Source organism: Pseudomonas putida, assembly GCF_001976065.1.
Classification (GTDB): domain Bacteria; phylum Pseudomonadota; class Gammaproteobacteria; order Pseudomonadales; family Pseudomonadaceae; genus Aquipseudomonas; species Aquipseudomonas serbica.
This window is the reverse complement of record NZ_MNAH01000011.1, coordinates 59132-73916: the sequence shown is the minus strand read 5'-3', so window position 1 is coordinate 73916 and position 14785 is coordinate 59132. Positions and strand designations below refer to the sequence as shown.

Genomic DNA, 14785 nt, shown 5'->3' with positions numbered 1-14785 from the left:
TTCTGAGGACCAGGCGATGATCAGCGTGGCGTTTGTGGTTTTCGAGGGTTTCCAGTCCATGGCGCTGGCGGCCATGCCGGTGTTCGAATACGCCAACTTCAGCGCTGGCGAAGCCTTGTATGACGTGCGGGTACTGTCCGAAGACGGGTCTACCTTGCGCGCTTCCGGTGGCCTGAGTGTCGGCACCGAAGCGTTCGGTGAGCGGGTGTTCGACACCGTGATCGTGGTGGGCGGCGACGCCATCCTCGAACAGGCACCCGAGGGCGTGCTTGACTACGTGCGGGCCAGTGCCAGGACTGCGCGCCGCACCGCCTCGATTTGCTCCGGGGCCTTTGTCATGGCCCAGGCCGGACTGCTCGAGGGCCGCCGGGCGACCACGCACTGGGCCTATGCGCGGCAACTGCAGGAACGCTTTCCAGCGATCAAGGTGGAAGCGGACCGGATCTACGTGACCGACGGTTCGATCTGGACCTCCGCCGGCATGACCGCCGGTATCGACCTGGCACTGGCCATGGTGGAAAAGGACCACGGCGCCGAACTCGCGCGCGCCGTGGCGCAGAAACTGGTGATGTACCACCGCCGCGCTGGCGGCCAGTCACAACACTCGGCGCTGCTGGAGCTGGCGCCGAAATCCGATCGCATCCAGACCGTCCTCGGCTACGCCAGGGAACACCTCGCCCAAACGTTGTCGGTTGAACAACTGGCGCAAGTGGCGCGCCTGAGCCCGCGCCAGTTCAGCCGGGCATTCCGCGCCGAAACCGGCCAGTCGCCAGCCAAAGCCATCGAAAACCTGCGCCTGGAAGCGGCACGGCAGATGCTCGAACGTGGGCGCCTGACGCTCGAGCAGATCGCCCTGGAAACCGGTTTCCTTGATCCCCGGCGCATGCGTGAAGCCTTTCTTCGAGCGTTCGGGCAGCCGCCGCAGGTGATCAGACGCAATGCGCGGTCAGAGGTACAATGAACGATGTGCCCTGAGTGGTGGAGACATCATGAAAATCTCGGCCAAACTGGCATTTTTCGCCATCGTTTCTACCCTCGCCTATCTTTGGCTGGCGATTTGGGGACTGGGTGGTTTTGCAGCGTTTTTCTCCCATGCCGCCTTGGTGGTGGTTGTACTGGCGACCCTCGCCATGGTCCTCGCTTCGCTGTTTACCGAGGTCAACGTGAGTTCCGGCGAGCGCGAGGACAGGGCCAATCGCTGGGTGCTGCCGGCCTTCGGCGTGATCGGATTGTTGAGCGGGTTCTTGCCGGCCTACACCGACCGGATCGACTTCTGGACCTTTGGTGGCGAAGGCGTACGTTGGCTCGGCGCGCTGCTGTTCATCATCGGCGGCGCCCTGCGGCTTTGGCCAGTGTTCGTGCTCGGCAAACGCTTCAGCGGGCTGGTGGCGATCCAGCCGGGCCACCGCCTGGTGACCGACGGCATTTATCGCAAGCTGCGTAACCCCAGCTACCTGGGGATGTTGGTGATTGCCGTGGGTTGGGCCCTGGCCTTTCGCTCGGGGGTGGGGCTGTTGCTGGCGGCGTTGACGGTGATTCCGTTGATTGCACGGATCCACTCGGAAGAGGCGCTGCTACGGGCACAATTCGGTGGTGAATATGAGGCTTATTGCGCCCGCAGCTGGCGGTTGATCCCCAGAGTTTACTGAGACACACACATCCACTGTGGGAGCGGGCTTGCTCGCGAAGGCGGTGTGTCAAACAACAAAATGGTCGACGGATACAGCGCTTTCGCGAGCAAGCCCGCTCCCACATTTAGATTTTCTGCAGCCGGATGAAACTGTCCACATCCAACCGGGCAACAACCCTGTCATAACTGCCCAACGTCGCATGCGCCGTCACTATCGGCTGTTCATGCGCCGCCGTGACGATCAACAAATCCGCCCCCGCCGCCTCGGCCGCGAGAATGCCTACTGTCGCATCCTCGAAAACCAGGCAATGGCTGATCTCGACACCCAGCCGTTGCGCGGCCAATCGATAACCGGAAGGGTCGGGTTTGCCGGCACTGACATCTTCAGCCGTGACCATCACAGCCGGCTCGGGTATCCCCGCGGCGGCCATGCGCCGCAACGCCAACTCTCTGGGTGCAGAGGTGACGATGGCCCATTGATGAGCCGGCAAAGAGCGTAGAAATCCCGCCGCGCCAGCCACTTCCTCAACCCCGTCGACATCTTCGATTTCCGCTTGGGTGATCCACGCCGCTTGCGCCTCGGCATCGACGCCGGGCAAGGCCAGGCGATTGATGGTATCGATGGCGCGGGCGCCGTGGATGGTGGGCAGGAAGGTCTCGACATCGACGCCATGGCGAACGGCCCACCCTGCCCAGACTCGCTCGGCGGCGGCTATCGAGGTGAGGATGGTGCCATCCATGTCGAACAGAAAGGCACGGTACGGGACATTGAAAATGGATTCGGGAGCAGGCAAAGGGGCCTTCCTATCTCAAGGGTTAGCGCATTTGCTGCAATGTACACGATCACATGGTGCGGCGGGATTTCAGGGCGCCATCAACACAATCAAGCAATTTCCCAATCGCCCAGGGTTTCTTGATGAACGACACTTGATGCCGAACCCCTGAGCTTTCCGGAGTTTCATAACCGGACATGATCATGAGGGGTTTGCCAGGCCAGCGATCACCGAACAGATTCGCCAGTTCGGCACCGTTGAGAGTGCCCGGCATGGTGATGTCAGTCAGCAACAACGCGACCTCCTGGGCGTGCCCCTGCAGGTACACCCACGCCTCATCCGCACTCGATTGCGCCTGCACCACATAACCTTCCTCCTGAAGAATTTCACAGAGAAATTCCAGGATCAGCGGGTCGTCTTCAACCACCAGAATCAACCCGCCAGGAAGGTGTTCGCCCGCCGTCGATACTCGACTCATGACCTTGCCGCTCCCTGATCGCACCAAATAAATACGCGGGCTTTAAATCCGCTACCTACAGGTATGAGCAACGGTATCGGCGGAAATTCATTTTTGATACTGGCGGTCGACGAAATCGGTCTTTGCGAGGCTTTGTGCTTGGGGGGCAAGACTCCAGCGCCCCCCAAGGAAAGCATTGGCGTTACTGGGACATGGCGTCTTTTTTCATCGCGTCCTTGGACATGGCATCTTTTTTCATGCCGTCCTTGCTCATGGCATCCTTGGCCATCGCGTCTTTTTTCATGCCGTCCTTGCTCATGGCATCCTTGGACATCGCGTCTTTTTTCATGGCGTCTTTCGACATGGCGTCCTTGGACATCGAATCGTTGCTCATGGTGTCAGCCGCAAAAACACTGGCAGCGCCGATGGCCAGGCACATGGACAGAACGACAGTGGTCAACTTTTTCATGATGAAACTCCTTGATGCATGGGGTGTGAACGAGGGGGATTGCCGGATGCTCGTCAGCTGCCGCCGAACCAGTTGTAGCCCTGGTCTTCCCAGTAGCCGCCGCTGTAGGTGTTGCTGACGAAAATCGCCTGGATGTGTTTGGGGTTCTTGTAGCCGAGCTTGGTGGGCATGCGCAGCTTCATCGGGAAGCCGTATTCGCGAGGCAGCACGGCGCCGTCATAGGTCAGGGTCAACAAGGTTTGCGCATGCAGTGCGGTGGCCATGTCGATGCTGGTGTAGTAATCGTCGGCGCATTTGAAGCCGACATATTTGGCGTCGGTGTCGGCGCCAACCCGTTTGAGGAATTCGCTGAAGCGCACGCCACCCCAGCGGCCGATCGCGCTCCAGCCTTCAACGCAGATATGCCGGGTGATCTGCTCCGTCTGCGCCATCGCGCGCAGCTCTTCGAGTCGCCAGCTGCGCTTGTCCGCGACCAGGCCGGTGACTTCCAGCCGATAGCCCTCCTCCTCCACCGCCGGCGCCTCGTCGATGCCATAAAAGGCATTGAAGGGAAATGGCCGGGTGATCATCGACGCCGGGTAGGTCGGGGCCATGGCGTTGGGATTGAACAGCCAGCCTTGCACCCGGTCGTTGAAGCGCGACATGGACGACAACGCGGTCTCGACGCTGTCGTTGTCGGTAAGGTTGCAACCGGACAACATGGCCACGCCGCCGAGGGTCAGGCCACGCAGCAGGAACGAGCGACGCGAGCGGTCCTCGATCTGCGGGGCGAGGATTTTCCGGGCGTCAGTGAGGATGGACGACTCGTCCAGCCCGGCCCCTTGAATGCGCTTTTTCATACCCGCTCCTTGCGACCAACGATCATGGCCAACAGTGTTTTTGGCACCAGCGCGACCATCAGCAGGTGCACCGCGACGAACGCCACCAACAGCGCCATGGCGAAGAAATGCACACGCCGTGCACCTTCGTAGCCCCACAGCAATTCACGCAGCAGCGGGAACTGCACCGACTTCCACAACACCAGCCCGGAGAGCACCAGCAGCGTGATGTCGACCATCACGAACAGGTACGCCAGCCGTTGCACCTGGTTGTAATGACTGAGGTCGGCATGCCCCAGCTTGCCGCGCAGCGCTGCCCACAGGTCATGCAGCACGCCTTTGGGCGAGACCGGAAAAAAGCGTCGTTTCAGGCGCCCGCTGAACAGGTTGCAGGCCAGATAAATGAGGCCGTTGATGCCCAGGAACCACATCGCCGCGAAGTGCCATTGCAGGGCGCCGCCGAGCCAGCCGCCGAGGGTGATCGACGTGGGAAAGCTGAATTCGTAGAGCGGCGAGGCGTTGTAGATGCGCCAGCCGCTGGTGACCATCACCAGCACCGCCAGGGCGTTCAGCCAGTGGGTAAGCCGCAGCCAGCGTGGATGGCTGGCCTTGGGTGAAGCAGTCGGCTGCGACATGTCCGGCTCCCGGTTGATGTTCGTTGGAGCCGATTATGGGAGCCGCAAGATCGCCAAATCCTCACGTAAAGTTAAATTAATCGTGATAACTGCCGTCTGATTACACCCAAAAATACTGTGGGAGCGGGCTTGCTCGCGAAAGCGGTGGTTCAGGATATACAGATCTCAACCGACACTCCGCCTTCGCGAGCAAGCCCGCTCCCACACTGTTTGGGTGATCCGCCACTGGTGCAATTATGGTTAAATGCCGCCCCCCAAAGATTGCCGACCCAGACCGATGAACCCTGAAGCCCTCGCCACCCTCAACGAACACCTGCTGACCGCCCTGGCGGCCGCCCCCGCCGAAACCCGTCGTCTGTTCCACGGGCGTGGGCGCTGCTGGCCGGGGCTGGAGCAAGTGACCGTCGACTGGTTGCAGGGCGTGGTGCTGGTGGCGCTGTTCAAGGAGCCGGAAACGGCGCAGCTGGAGGCGTTGAAAGCGCTGTTGCTGGAGCTCACGCAGTCAGCGGCATGGGCGCAATCCGGCGCCCACACCCTGCTGCTGCAACATCGCTACCTGCTGCAAAGCACCACCGAATGGTTGCTCGGGGAAGAAATCGACGAGCTGACGATCGTCGAAGGCGGCTTGAAGTACCGGGTGGACCTGGGGCGCAAACAGAACACCGGGCTGTTCCTCGACATGCGCTATGGCCGCGATTGGGTGCGGGCCAACGCCCAAGGCAAACGCGTGTTGAACCTGTTCGCCTACACCTGCGGCTTCTCGGTGGCAGCCATCGAAGGCGGCGCAACACACGTAGTCAACCTGGACATGTCGAGCCCGGCCCTGAGCCGAGGCCGCGACAATCACCGGCTCAACGGCCATGACCTGGGCAAGGTGACCTTTCTCGGTCACGACCTGTTCAAGTCCTGGGGCAAGGTGATCGGCAAGGGCCCTTACGACCTGGTGATCATCGACCCGCCGTCGTTCCAGAAAGGCAGCTTCCTGCTGACCAAGGACTACCAGCGGGTAGTGCGTCGCCTGCCGGAACTGCTCGCCCCCCAGGGCACGGTGCTGGCCTGCATGAACGACCCGGCTTTCGGTGCGGACTTCCTCATCGATGGCGTCACCCGCGAAGCACCGGGCCTGCAGTTTGAGCAGCGGCTGGACAATCCACCGGAGTTTCCCGATGCCGATGTCGAGTGCGGGTTGAAGGCGTTGGTGTTCACCCTGGGGGATTGAGCACCAACGCAAACAACTCACCATGCCCATTCACATTGAGCTTGTGATAGAGATTGCGCCGGTGCACCTTCACCGTCTCCGGGGAAATGCCCATCTGTTGGGCGATGGCCTTGCTGGAGAAGCCCTGGAGAATCAGGCGCGCGGTTTCGATTTCGCGCACTGACAGGCGTGCGTCGAAGCGATCCAGCAAGGTCGCCAGATCCCCGGCTACCGCTTCGGCGACCGGGCCTTCTGGCGGAAGCAATTGCAGGTGCCGACGCATCGCCGCCAGCACCCAGTCGCGCACGCAGAGCAAGCGGCCCTGTTCTTCCAGGGTGAAGCGGGTCGAGCGGCCCAGGGACAGACCGAGGACGGCGCCGTCGAGGTTGAGCATGAACTGCAATTCGTCGCCACCCACCACCGTGCGAAAGTAGCTCAGGTAGTACTCGCTCTGCTGGAACTGATCGGGCGCCACCGATTCCAGGCTGTGCAAGCCATCGGCGATGCCGGCACAGACGGCCAGGTAAAACGGGTCGAGCAGGTACATGCCGGCGCTGTAGTCGGCCAGATCTTCAGGCTCGTCGCCGCTGCACTTGGCGTCGAAATCGATCAGCAAGCGCGGCACCCTCCCCGGTCGCATCACCGCGACCAAGGCGTTGTCCAGCGGCACCAGCAGGCGCAGGGTGTCGACCAGTGCACGCCAGAACCCGTCCTGGCCCAATACGCCAAATACCCGCGCCAGTCCCTGGTGCAGCGGCAACTCTTTCAACAACGCGTCCACGCACTACCCCTTTCGAGTAACCCATGATGGGAATGGGTAACGGCCACCCCGGTCGATACGCTGCAAACTCCTGATTATCACCGGCCTGCAGCAGGCCAGGAGTGCCGCATCATGAGTGGTCACCGCTCGTATTTCAATCTGGGGCTTGGCACCTGTCTGGCGGTGTCGCTGGCAGCGGTAGCTGCCGATGGCCCGACCGTGCACGTGTACAACTGGTATGACTACATCGGTCCGGACACCCTGCATGACTTCAAGCGTGACACTGGTATCCAGCCGGTCTACGACACTTTCGACAGCGCCGAAGTGCTCGAAGGCAAGTTGCTGACCAGCGGCAGCGGCTACGACGTGGTGGTGGCCAGCAACTTCAGTTTGCCAACCCTGATCAAGGCGGGCGCTCTCGCCCCGCTGCCCCACGCGCAGATGCCGGACTTCAAGAACATGGACACCGATCTGTTGGCCAAACTGGCCAACAACGATCCGGGCAACCAGTACGCCGTGCCGTACCTGTGGGGCACCAACGGCATCGGCTACAACATCGACAAGGTACGCGCCGTACTGGGCGACAAGGCACCGGTGGACTCCTGGGACCTGGTGTTCAAGGAAGAGAACCTGGCCAAGCTCGGCCAATGCGGCGTGGCGATGCTCGACTCGCCGTCGGAAATGCTGCCGGTCGCCCTGCACTACCTGGGCTTGCCGCCTAACAGTACCCATCCCGAGGACTACAAGAAGGCCGAAGCGCTCCTGCTGAAGCTGCGTCCGCATATTGCCTACTTCAACTCGTCGAAGTTCATCAGCGACCTGTCCAACGGCAACATCTGCGTTGCCGTCGGTTGGTCCGGCGCGATGCTCGAAGCCAAAACCACCGCCGAGCAGGCCGGCAATGGCGTGAAGATCGCCTACAGCCTGCCCAAGGAAGGCGCGCCGGTGTGGTTCGACACGCTGGTATTGCTCAAGGACGCCCCGCACCCCGAGCAAGGCCTGGCGTTCATCGACTACCTGATGCGCGCCGAGGTCATTGCCCCGGTCAGCAATCACCTCAACTACCCCAACGGCAATCGCAACGCGACAGCGCTGGTGGCCGAGGCGACACGGACCAATCCTGCGGTTTACCCGTCGGCCGAGGCCCTGGCCACCCTGTTCACCTTGCAGCCACTGCCGCCTGCGACCGAACGGGTGCGTACGCGGATCTGGAGCAAGGTCAAGAACGGCCAGTAAGTCCACCTCTACCCCCTGTGGGAGCGGGTTTGCCCGCGAAGGCGGTGCATCAGGCAAAGAAGATGTCGACTGACACGCCGCCTTCGCGAGCAAGCCCGCTCCCACAGGTTCAGCGTCCACTTTTTTCCAGCTGAATTTGAAGATGAGAGAAACCATGAAACCACGTGCCCGCGACCTCAACATCCAGTTCGGTCAACTGCAACCCGGCCCCCTCAACGCCATCACCGATGTACCCGGCGTGCGCGTCGGCCACAGCAATGTCCGAGGTCGTAGCGCCAAGGGTCGCGACATCGTCACCGGCGTCACCGTGATCGAACCCCGTGCCGGTTCCACCAGCCAGCAGCCGTGCTTCGCCGGCGTCCATGTGCTCAACGGCAATGGCGATGCCACGGGCCTGGAGTGGGTTCGCGAGGCGGGCCTGTTGACCAGCCCGATCGCCTTCACCAACACCCACAGCCTGGGCGTGGTGCGCGACGCCTTGATCGTGCTCGACCGTGAACAGCAACCGGATGACGGACGGCTCTACTGGAACATGCCGGTGGTGCTGGAGACCTTCGATGGCTTGCTCAATGACATCAACGGCTTTCACGTCAAGGTCGAGCATGTGGCCGAAGCCATGCATTCGGCGGTCGGCGGCCCGGTAGCTGAAGGCAATGTCGGCGGTGGCAGCGGCATGATCTGCCACGAATTCAAAGGCGGTATCGGCACCGCGTCGCGACGCTTGAGCAGTGACCAGGGCGGCTGGACCGTTGGCGCAATCGTCCAGGCCAACCACGGCATTCGCAATGAGTTGCGCGTCGATGGCTACCCGGTCGGGCGCTACATGGAGCAGGTCGACTCACCGTTTCTCAAGGCGTCGCTACCACATCCGGGCATGGGCTCGATCGTCGTCTGCCTGGCCACCGATGCGCCGTTGCTGCCGCACCAATGCACGCGCCTGGCCCAGCGCGCCAGCCTCGGCCTGGCCCGCACCGGCGGCGGCAATGAAGACCACAGCGGCGACATCTTCATCGCGTTCGCCACCGGCAATCAGCACGTACCACCGGCGGCGTACGAGAGCAAAAAAGCGCCGACCTGCGACAACCTGAGCATGGTCAACAACGATCACATCAGCGAATTGTTCCTGGCGGCCACCGAAGCCGTTGAAGAAGCCATCATCAACGCCCTGCTCGCCGCCGAAACGACCGAAGGTAACGGCCACGCGGTGCCGGGCCTGGATGCCGAAACCCTGCTCAAGGCCCTGAATCAGGCCGGTTGGCCGGGGGAGCGCAATCGCCGAAGCTGACAGTTGTGGGGGGATTCGACTAGCGGTACTTGAGGCGCAACCCCCATCTTCCTACGATGGAGTTGCGCAGCCGCTTGCTTGTCCAAGCCGTTGCGCAGGTGGTGAGTGCACTGAACCCCTATCAAGCTCACCGCCTGCTTCATGCGCATCTTGAGCCTCAATGGCTCCACTTCTCCCCATCAAAGAGCTTTGAGGCTCTTTTTTAACTGCGCGAAACACAGACCTGAAAAAACCCGGCACTTGGCCGTAATGCTGTTCACTTTAGGTTGGAGGGCTCCAGGTGCATATTTGGATCAGGTGTATATCCATTCCTGCGGTAACAGCCACCTAGGGTTTCGCTCTTACAGCGAGTCACTTGGAAAAACGGAACCGTTTATGACGAAAAGACTTACTTGCTGGCTTTAACGCGGCGCGGATCAACGTTGGTAGAGGCGCCGATGGAAGCACTCACAAGTTGACGGACAGGCTCAGGGCGTGAGGGGACAAGAAAATCAAAAGCCTCGCTTTGGCTTTAGATTTGGGCGCCCCGTTAAACCACGATGGCCGAACGCAGGCATTGCGTAGTGGGTAAACCGGCAGGACGCCGGTTTAGCCGCGCTGGGCCAGGGATGGCCCATCGCGGCGACCCACGGAGCAATGCCGGAGAGAGGGCATGCCGAGCCACAGCGAGGCACCGAGTGGTGGGGCAAAGCCTTTTGGTTCCTTTTCGGCGTTTGGAAAAGGGACTCGCTGTAAGAGCGAAACCCTAAGTGGCCGTTACCGCAGCAATGGATATCCCCCCAATCCAGTTCTTAACAACCCCATGCTTAAGTGAACAGCATTACGACACTTGACCGGGCATTGTGCATTCCAAACCCACCGGATCGTCTTTATCCCAATCGCTCGCGAACGAATTCGCTGGCCTTGCGCGTCAATTGGTCCAGATGCCGGTCACGCTGCTTTTCCGCATCGAGCATCGCCCGCTTGCCGTGCTTTTGCAGCAGGTAGGTATGAATCTGCCGCACCTCCAGCGAGCTGTAGATCGGCGCCACATCCAGCAGCGCCATCAAGCCGTCGCTGCCGTGGTCGCGGGTGTTCATCAGCACTTGCGTACTGCGCGCACCGACCACCTGAAAACCCATCGACTCGAAATACGGCACCTTGGCCACCGCGCAGGCCAGCTCGGCATGCGGGTAGCGGCCGACCATCTCGCGCAGCATCCGGCGCGCAATGCCTTGGCGCCTATGCCCGCCATCCACGGCCATGTAGGCCACACTGCAGGCGTCGGGATCGTCCTTGACCGGCAGGTACAGCAGGAAACCGACGACCTTCTCCGGGTCGTCCAGATCGGTGGCAACGATCAACTCCACCGCCATCCCTTTCGCCCCGTTCAAAGCCTCCAGATACAGGTGCACCTCGTAGCCGATCGCGTACTGGTAGACGTTGTACAGCAGGTTACTGGGCGGGATGGCGACCATGCTGATGTCGGTCAGGTTGTCGACCACCAGCTGCAGGATCTGACTGTTGACCGACTCCGGGCACGGGGTTTTGTAGTGGGTGATCTGGGGCATTGCGGGGACTGACTCCGGGGAATGGGGCGCGGCTGCCTATCATACCGCGCCGGAGCCTGCCTTGATCGATTCATGAGCCACACACATGAGTCTATAGCCGAAATCCGCATGAACATTTCCCTTGGCACCGGGGTCAGTCAATGGATGAGGGCTGTTATCGCCAATCAACCATAGGAAGCGCACCGATGCTCGACGTGATGACGATTTCCCGACGAGAACTGCTGATCGTGGGCGTGGTGACAGCAGCGGCCGTGATCCTGCCACCGTTCATATCTGCGCAGGCAGCGGCCGCCAACACCGCGCTGCCGGTCAAGAGCAAAGTGTCGATCTGGGTCAACGGCACACAGCAGGCCATGGAGCTCGACACTCGCACCACCCTGCTCGACCTGCTGCGCGAACACCTGCAGCTCACCGGCACCAAAAAGGGTTGCGACCACGGCCAGTGCGGCGCCTGCACGGTGATCGTCGACGGCCGGCGGATCAACTCCTGCCTGACCCTGGCGGTGATGCACGAAGGCTCGAAGGTCACCACCATTGAAGGGCTCGGCACGCCGGACAAGCTCCATCCGATGCAGGCGGCATTCATCAAGCATGACGGCTATCAGTGCGGTTATTGCACGCCGGGGCAAATCTGCTCGGCAGTCGCGGTGCTGGGGGAAATCCGCGACGGCATTCCCAGTCACGTAAGCCCGAGCCTAACCGAACCACCCAGGCTGATCGCCAGCGAACTCCAGGAACGCATGAGCGGCAACATCTGCCGCTGCGGTGCGTACTCCAACATCATCGAAGCGATCACCGAAGTCGCGGAGGCCAACGCATGAGGCCCTTTACCTATCTACGCGCCAAGTCGCCGGCCGAGGCCGCCTCGCTCGCCGCAGGGGTCGATGGCTCGCGCTTCATCGCCGGCGGCACCAACCTGCTGGACCTGATGAAGCTGGACATCGAGACGCCGACGCAACTGATCGACGTCAACGACCTGGCCCTGGACCGAATCGAAGCCACACCCGAAGGCGGCTTGAGAATCGGCGCCCTGGTGCGCAACACCGACCTCGCCGCAGACCCGCGCATCCGCAAGGACTACGGCGTGCTTTCCCGCGCCCTCCTCGCCGGTGCCTCCGGCCAGTTGCGCAACAGGGCGACGACCGCCGGCAACCTGCTGCAACGCACGCGCTGCCCGTACTTCTATGACACCCATCAAGCCTGCAACAAGCGCCAGCCCGGCAGTGGCTGCGCCGCCATCGGCGGCTTCAGTCGGCAACTGGGTATCATCGGTGTCAGCGACGCCTGCATCGCCACTCATCCCAGCGACATGGCCGTGGCCATGCGTGTGCTCGATGCCCAAGTCGAGACGGTTCGACCCGACGGCACCACGCGCGCGATCGCCATCGCCGACCTGCATCGCTTGCCCGGCAATACGCCGAACATCGAAACCACCCTGGCCGCGCACGAGCTGATCACCGCCGTGACCTTGCCGGCGCCGCTTGGCGGCACGCACCTCTACCAGAAAGTCCGTGATCGTGCCTCCTACGCATTTGCGCTGGTCTCGGTGGCCGCGGTGATCCAGCCGGACGGCACCGGCCGCATTGCGCTGGGCGGTGTCGCGCACAAACCGTGGCGCGTGGAAAGCGCTGAAGCAGCCATGGCCAAAGGCGCCAAAGCGTTCAGCGAACAGCTGCTGGACGGCGCCACCCCCACCCCTGAAAACACCTTCAAACTGACCCTGGTCGAGCGCACGCTGGCTTCGGTGATGGCACACGCGAGGGCCCAGGCATGAAATTCGAAACCCCGGCCACCACCAACCCCATCGACCAAGGCAAGGTCATCGGCCAGCCCACCACGCGCATCGAAGGCCCTCTGAAAACCACCGGGCAGGCGCCCTACGCCTATGAACACCACGACGCCGTGCCGAACCAGGCCTATGGCGTGGTGGTCGGCTCGGCCATTGCCAAGGGACGCATCGCCTCGATGAACCTGCAAGCCGCTCAATCGGCACCGGGGGTAATCGCCATCGTCACTGCCGCCAACGCCGGCAAGCTCGGCAAAGGCAAATACAACACCGCCCGTCTGCTCGGCGGGCCGGAGATCCAGCATTACCACCAGGCCGTGGCCCTGGTGGTCGCGCAAACCTTTGAACAGGCGCGCGCCGCCGCGGAACGGGTGGACATCACGTACTCAACCACCGAAGGCGCTTTCGACCTCGGCAGCTCCCGCGACTCGGCGGTAGAACCCAAGGATCAGATGGAGGACACCCTGCACGGAGATTTTGCAGCGGCATTCGCGGCGGCCCCGGTGCAACTCGACGCCACCTACACCACGCCCGACCAGGCCCACGCCATGATGGAGCCCATGGCCTCGATGGCCGCCTGGGACGGCGACCACCTGACCCTGTGGACCTCCAACCAGATGATCGATTGGTCGGTCAACGACCTGGCCACCACCCTCGGCATACCCAAAAAGAACGTGCGCCTGATCTCGCCGTACATCGGCGGTGGCTTCGGCGGCAAACTGTTCATCCGCGCCGACGCGCTCCTTGCCGCCCTGGGCGCACGCATGGCTGGAAGGCCGGTAAAAGTGGCGCTGGCCCGGCCGCTGATCTTCAACAACTGCACCCATCGCCCGGCGACCATCCAACGCATCCGCATTGGCGCCGGCAGCGACGGCAAGATCACCGCGATAGCCCACGAAGGGTGGTCCGGCGACTTGCCCGGCGGCAAAGTGGAACTCGCCGCGCAACCGAGCAAATTGCTGTACGCCGGGGAAAACCGTCGGGTGACCATGCGCCTGTCGACGCTCGACTTGCCGGAAGGCAACGCCATGCGCGCTCCGGGCGAAACCCCGGGCATGATGGCGCTGGAAATTGCCATGGATGAAATGGCGGAGAAGCTGAAGCTCGACCCCATCGAGTTTCGGATCATCAATGACACCCAGGTCGACCCGACGAAACCGGATCGACCATTTTCCCAGCGCCATCTGGTCGAATGCCTGCGCACCGGGGCCGATCGATTTGGCTGGAGCCAGCGCCCTGCGCAACCGGGCACCCAGCGCGATGGCCGATGGCTGATCGGCATGGGCGTCGCCGCAGCCTTTCGCAATAATCTGCTGGTGAAGTCCGGCGCCCGCGTTCGCCTGAATGATCAGGGCACCGTGACCGTGGAAACCGACATGACTGACATCGGCACCGGCAGCTATACGATCATCGCGCAGACGGCGGCGGAAATGCTCGGCGTCAGCCTCGACCAGGTGGTGGTGCGCTTGGGCGATTCGAGCTTTCCAGTCTCGTCTGGCTCAGGTGGCCAGTTCGGCGGCAACTGCTCGACCGCGGGGGTGTATGCCGCCTGCGTCAAACTTCGCCAAGCCGTTGCGCAACGCCTCGGTGTGAACGCCGAAGAGGCTGAGTTCGTGGGTGGCGAGGTACGCGCTGGCGGCAAGAGCATGCCGTTGCGCAATGCGGCGCAAAGCGGCGAGATCGTCGCCGAGGACAGCATCGAATTCGGCGAACTGGGCAAGAAATACCAGCAATCGACCTTCGGCGCGCACTTTGTCGAAGTCGCGGTCGACAGCGCTACCGGGGAAACCCGCGTGCGCCGGATGCTGGCGGTGTGCGCAGCCGGGCGCATTCTCAACCCGACTTCGGCGCGCAGCCAAGTCATTGGCGCGATGACCATGGGCGTCGGCGCGGCACTGATGGAGGACCTGGTGGTGGACAAACGCCTGGGCTTTTTCGTCAATCATGACCTGGCCGGCTACGAGGTGCCGGTGCATGCCGACATCCCTCACCAGGAGGTGATCTTCCTCGATGAAACCGACCCGGTTTCCTCGCCGATGAAAGCCAAGGGCGTTGGCGAGCTGGGAATTTGCGGCGTCAGTGCAGCCATCGCCAACGCGGTGTACAACGCCACCGGGATTCGGGTGCGCGAATACCCGATCACCCTGGACAAGATGCTCGATAAATTGCCGCCGATGATTTAATCGCA

Annotated in this window: 15 protein-coding genes; 8 read left to right on the top strand and 7 right to left on the bottom strand. The window is 62.2% G+C overall.

Annotated elements, in window-relative coordinates; translation table 11 throughout:
• Positions 1 to 16 precede the first annotated feature (16 nt).
• Positions 17 to 961 carry a GlxA family transcriptional regulator gene (locus tag BKX96_RS27985; RefSeq protein ID WP_077186042.1) on the top strand — a complete coding sequence of 315 codons (945 nt, stop codon included), beginning with the start codon at positions 17 to 19 and terminating at the stop codon, positions 959 to 961.
• 28 nt (positions 962 to 989) lie between these two features.
• On the top strand, positions 990 to 1649 hold the full coding sequence (locus BKX96_RS27980) for a methyltransferase family protein (protein ID WP_077186041.1): 660 nt from the start codon (positions 990 to 992) through the stop codon (positions 1647 to 1649).
• A 106-nt stretch (positions 1650 to 1755) separates the two neighbouring features.
• Here BKX96_RS27980 and BKX96_RS27975 read toward each other — a convergent pair whose 3' ends face one another.
• The 5 genes from BKX96_RS27975 to BKX96_RS27955 all read right to left on the bottom strand — a co-directional run bounded on the left by BKX96_RS27975 (position 1756) and on the right by BKX96_RS27955 (position 4782).
• The gene (locus tag BKX96_RS27975) at positions 1756 to 2424 is read right to left on the bottom strand and encodes an HAD-IA family hydrolase (protein WP_077186040.1); all 669 of its coding nucleotides are present in this window, start codon (positions 2422 to 2424) and stop codon (positions 1756 to 1758) included.
• A 49-nt stretch (positions 2425 to 2473) separates the two neighbouring features.
• Complete coding sequence (locus BKX96_RS27970) at positions 2474 to 2881, bottom strand: response regulator (protein WP_077186039.1); 408 nt, start codon at positions 2879 to 2881, stop codon at positions 2474 to 2476.
• Between the two features lie 181 nt (positions 2882 to 3062).
• Entirely contained in the window at positions 3063 to 3329 is a 267-nt protein-coding gene (locus BKX96_RS27965; protein WP_046817611.1) for a pentapeptide MXKDX repeat protein, read from the bottom strand.
• 53 nt (positions 3330 to 3382) lie between these two features.
• Positions 3383 to 4168, bottom strand: a complete 786-nt coding sequence (locus BKX96_RS27960; protein WP_077186038.1) for a molybdopterin-dependent oxidoreductase — start codon at positions 4166 to 4168, stop codon at positions 3383 to 3385.
• A complete protein-coding gene (locus BKX96_RS27955; RefSeq protein ID WP_077186037.1) occupies positions 4165 to 4782 on the bottom strand; it encodes a cytochrome b/b6 domain-containing protein in 618 nt (205 codons plus the stop codon). Before BKX96_RS27955 ends, BKX96_RS27960 begins: the two co-directional genes overlap by 4 nt.
• Positions 4783 to 5059: 277 nt before the next feature.
• On the opposite strand from BKX96_RS27955, the gene BKX96_RS27950 reads away from it, so the two are divergent.
• Positions 5060 to 6001 (top strand): class I SAM-dependent methyltransferase, encoded by a 942-nt coding sequence (locus tag BKX96_RS27950; protein WP_077186036.1) that lies wholly within the window; start codon positions 5060 to 5062, stop codon positions 5999 to 6001.
• Here BKX96_RS27950 and BKX96_RS27945 read toward each other — a convergent pair.
• Positions 5985 to 6761, bottom strand: a complete 777-nt coding sequence (locus BKX96_RS27945; RefSeq protein ID WP_077186035.1) for a helix-turn-helix transcriptional regulator — start codon at positions 6759 to 6761, stop codon at positions 5985 to 5987. The two genes, BKX96_RS27950 and BKX96_RS27945, sit on opposite strands and share 17 nt — an antisense overlap.
• Positions 6762 to 6872: 111 nt before the next feature.
• On the opposite strand from BKX96_RS27945, the gene BKX96_RS27940 reads away from it, so the two are divergent.
• Both BKX96_RS27940 and BKX96_RS27935 read left to right on the top strand, forming a co-directional pair.
• Positions 6873 to 7976, top strand: coding sequence for a polyamine ABC transporter substrate-binding protein (locus tag BKX96_RS27940; RefSeq protein ID WP_077186034.1), 1104 nt, complete (start codon positions 6873 to 6875; stop codon positions 7974 to 7976).
• A gap of 154 nt (positions 7977 to 8130) precedes the next feature.
• Positions 8131 to 9261, top strand: a complete 1131-nt coding sequence (locus tag BKX96_RS27935; protein ID WP_077186033.1) for a DmpA family aminopeptidase — start codon at positions 8131 to 8133, stop codon at positions 9259 to 9261.
• Positions 9262 to 10130: 869 nt separating this feature from the next.
• Here the strand turns inward: BKX96_RS27935 and BKX96_RS27925 are convergent.
• The gene (locus tag BKX96_RS27925) at positions 10131 to 10811 is read right to left on the bottom strand and encodes a GNAT family N-acetyltransferase (protein WP_077186032.1); all 681 of its coding nucleotides are present in this window, start codon (positions 10809 to 10811) and stop codon (positions 10131 to 10133) included.
• 197 nt (positions 10812 to 11008) lie between these two features.
• Here BKX96_RS27925 and paoA point away from each other — a divergent pair, with 197 nt between their 5' ends.
• The 3 genes from paoA to paoC are packed head-to-tail and all read left to right on the top strand — an operon-like array spanning position 11009 to position 14780.
• Positions 11009 to 11632 carry an aldehyde dehydrogenase iron-sulfur subunit PaoA gene (gene paoA / locus BKX96_RS27920; RefSeq protein ID WP_046817639.1) on the top strand — a complete coding sequence of 208 codons (624 nt, stop codon included), beginning with the start codon at positions 11009 to 11011 and terminating at the stop codon, positions 11630 to 11632.
• Positions 11629 to 12585 carry an FAD binding domain-containing protein gene (locus BKX96_RS27915; RefSeq protein WP_077186031.1) on the top strand — a complete coding sequence of 319 codons (957 nt, stop codon included), beginning with the start codon at positions 11629 to 11631 and terminating at the stop codon, positions 12583 to 12585. The genes paoA and BKX96_RS27915 overlap by 4 nt, the downstream gene beginning before the upstream one ends.
• Positions 12582 to 14780 carry an aldehyde oxidoreductase molybdenum-binding subunit PaoC gene (paoC, locus tag BKX96_RS27910; protein ID WP_077186030.1) on the top strand — a complete coding sequence of 733 codons (2199 nt, stop codon included), beginning with the start codon at positions 12582 to 12584 and terminating at the stop codon, positions 14778 to 14780. The genes BKX96_RS27915 and paoC overlap by 4 nt, the downstream gene beginning before the upstream one ends.
• Positions 14781 to 14785 lie beyond the last annotated feature (5 nt).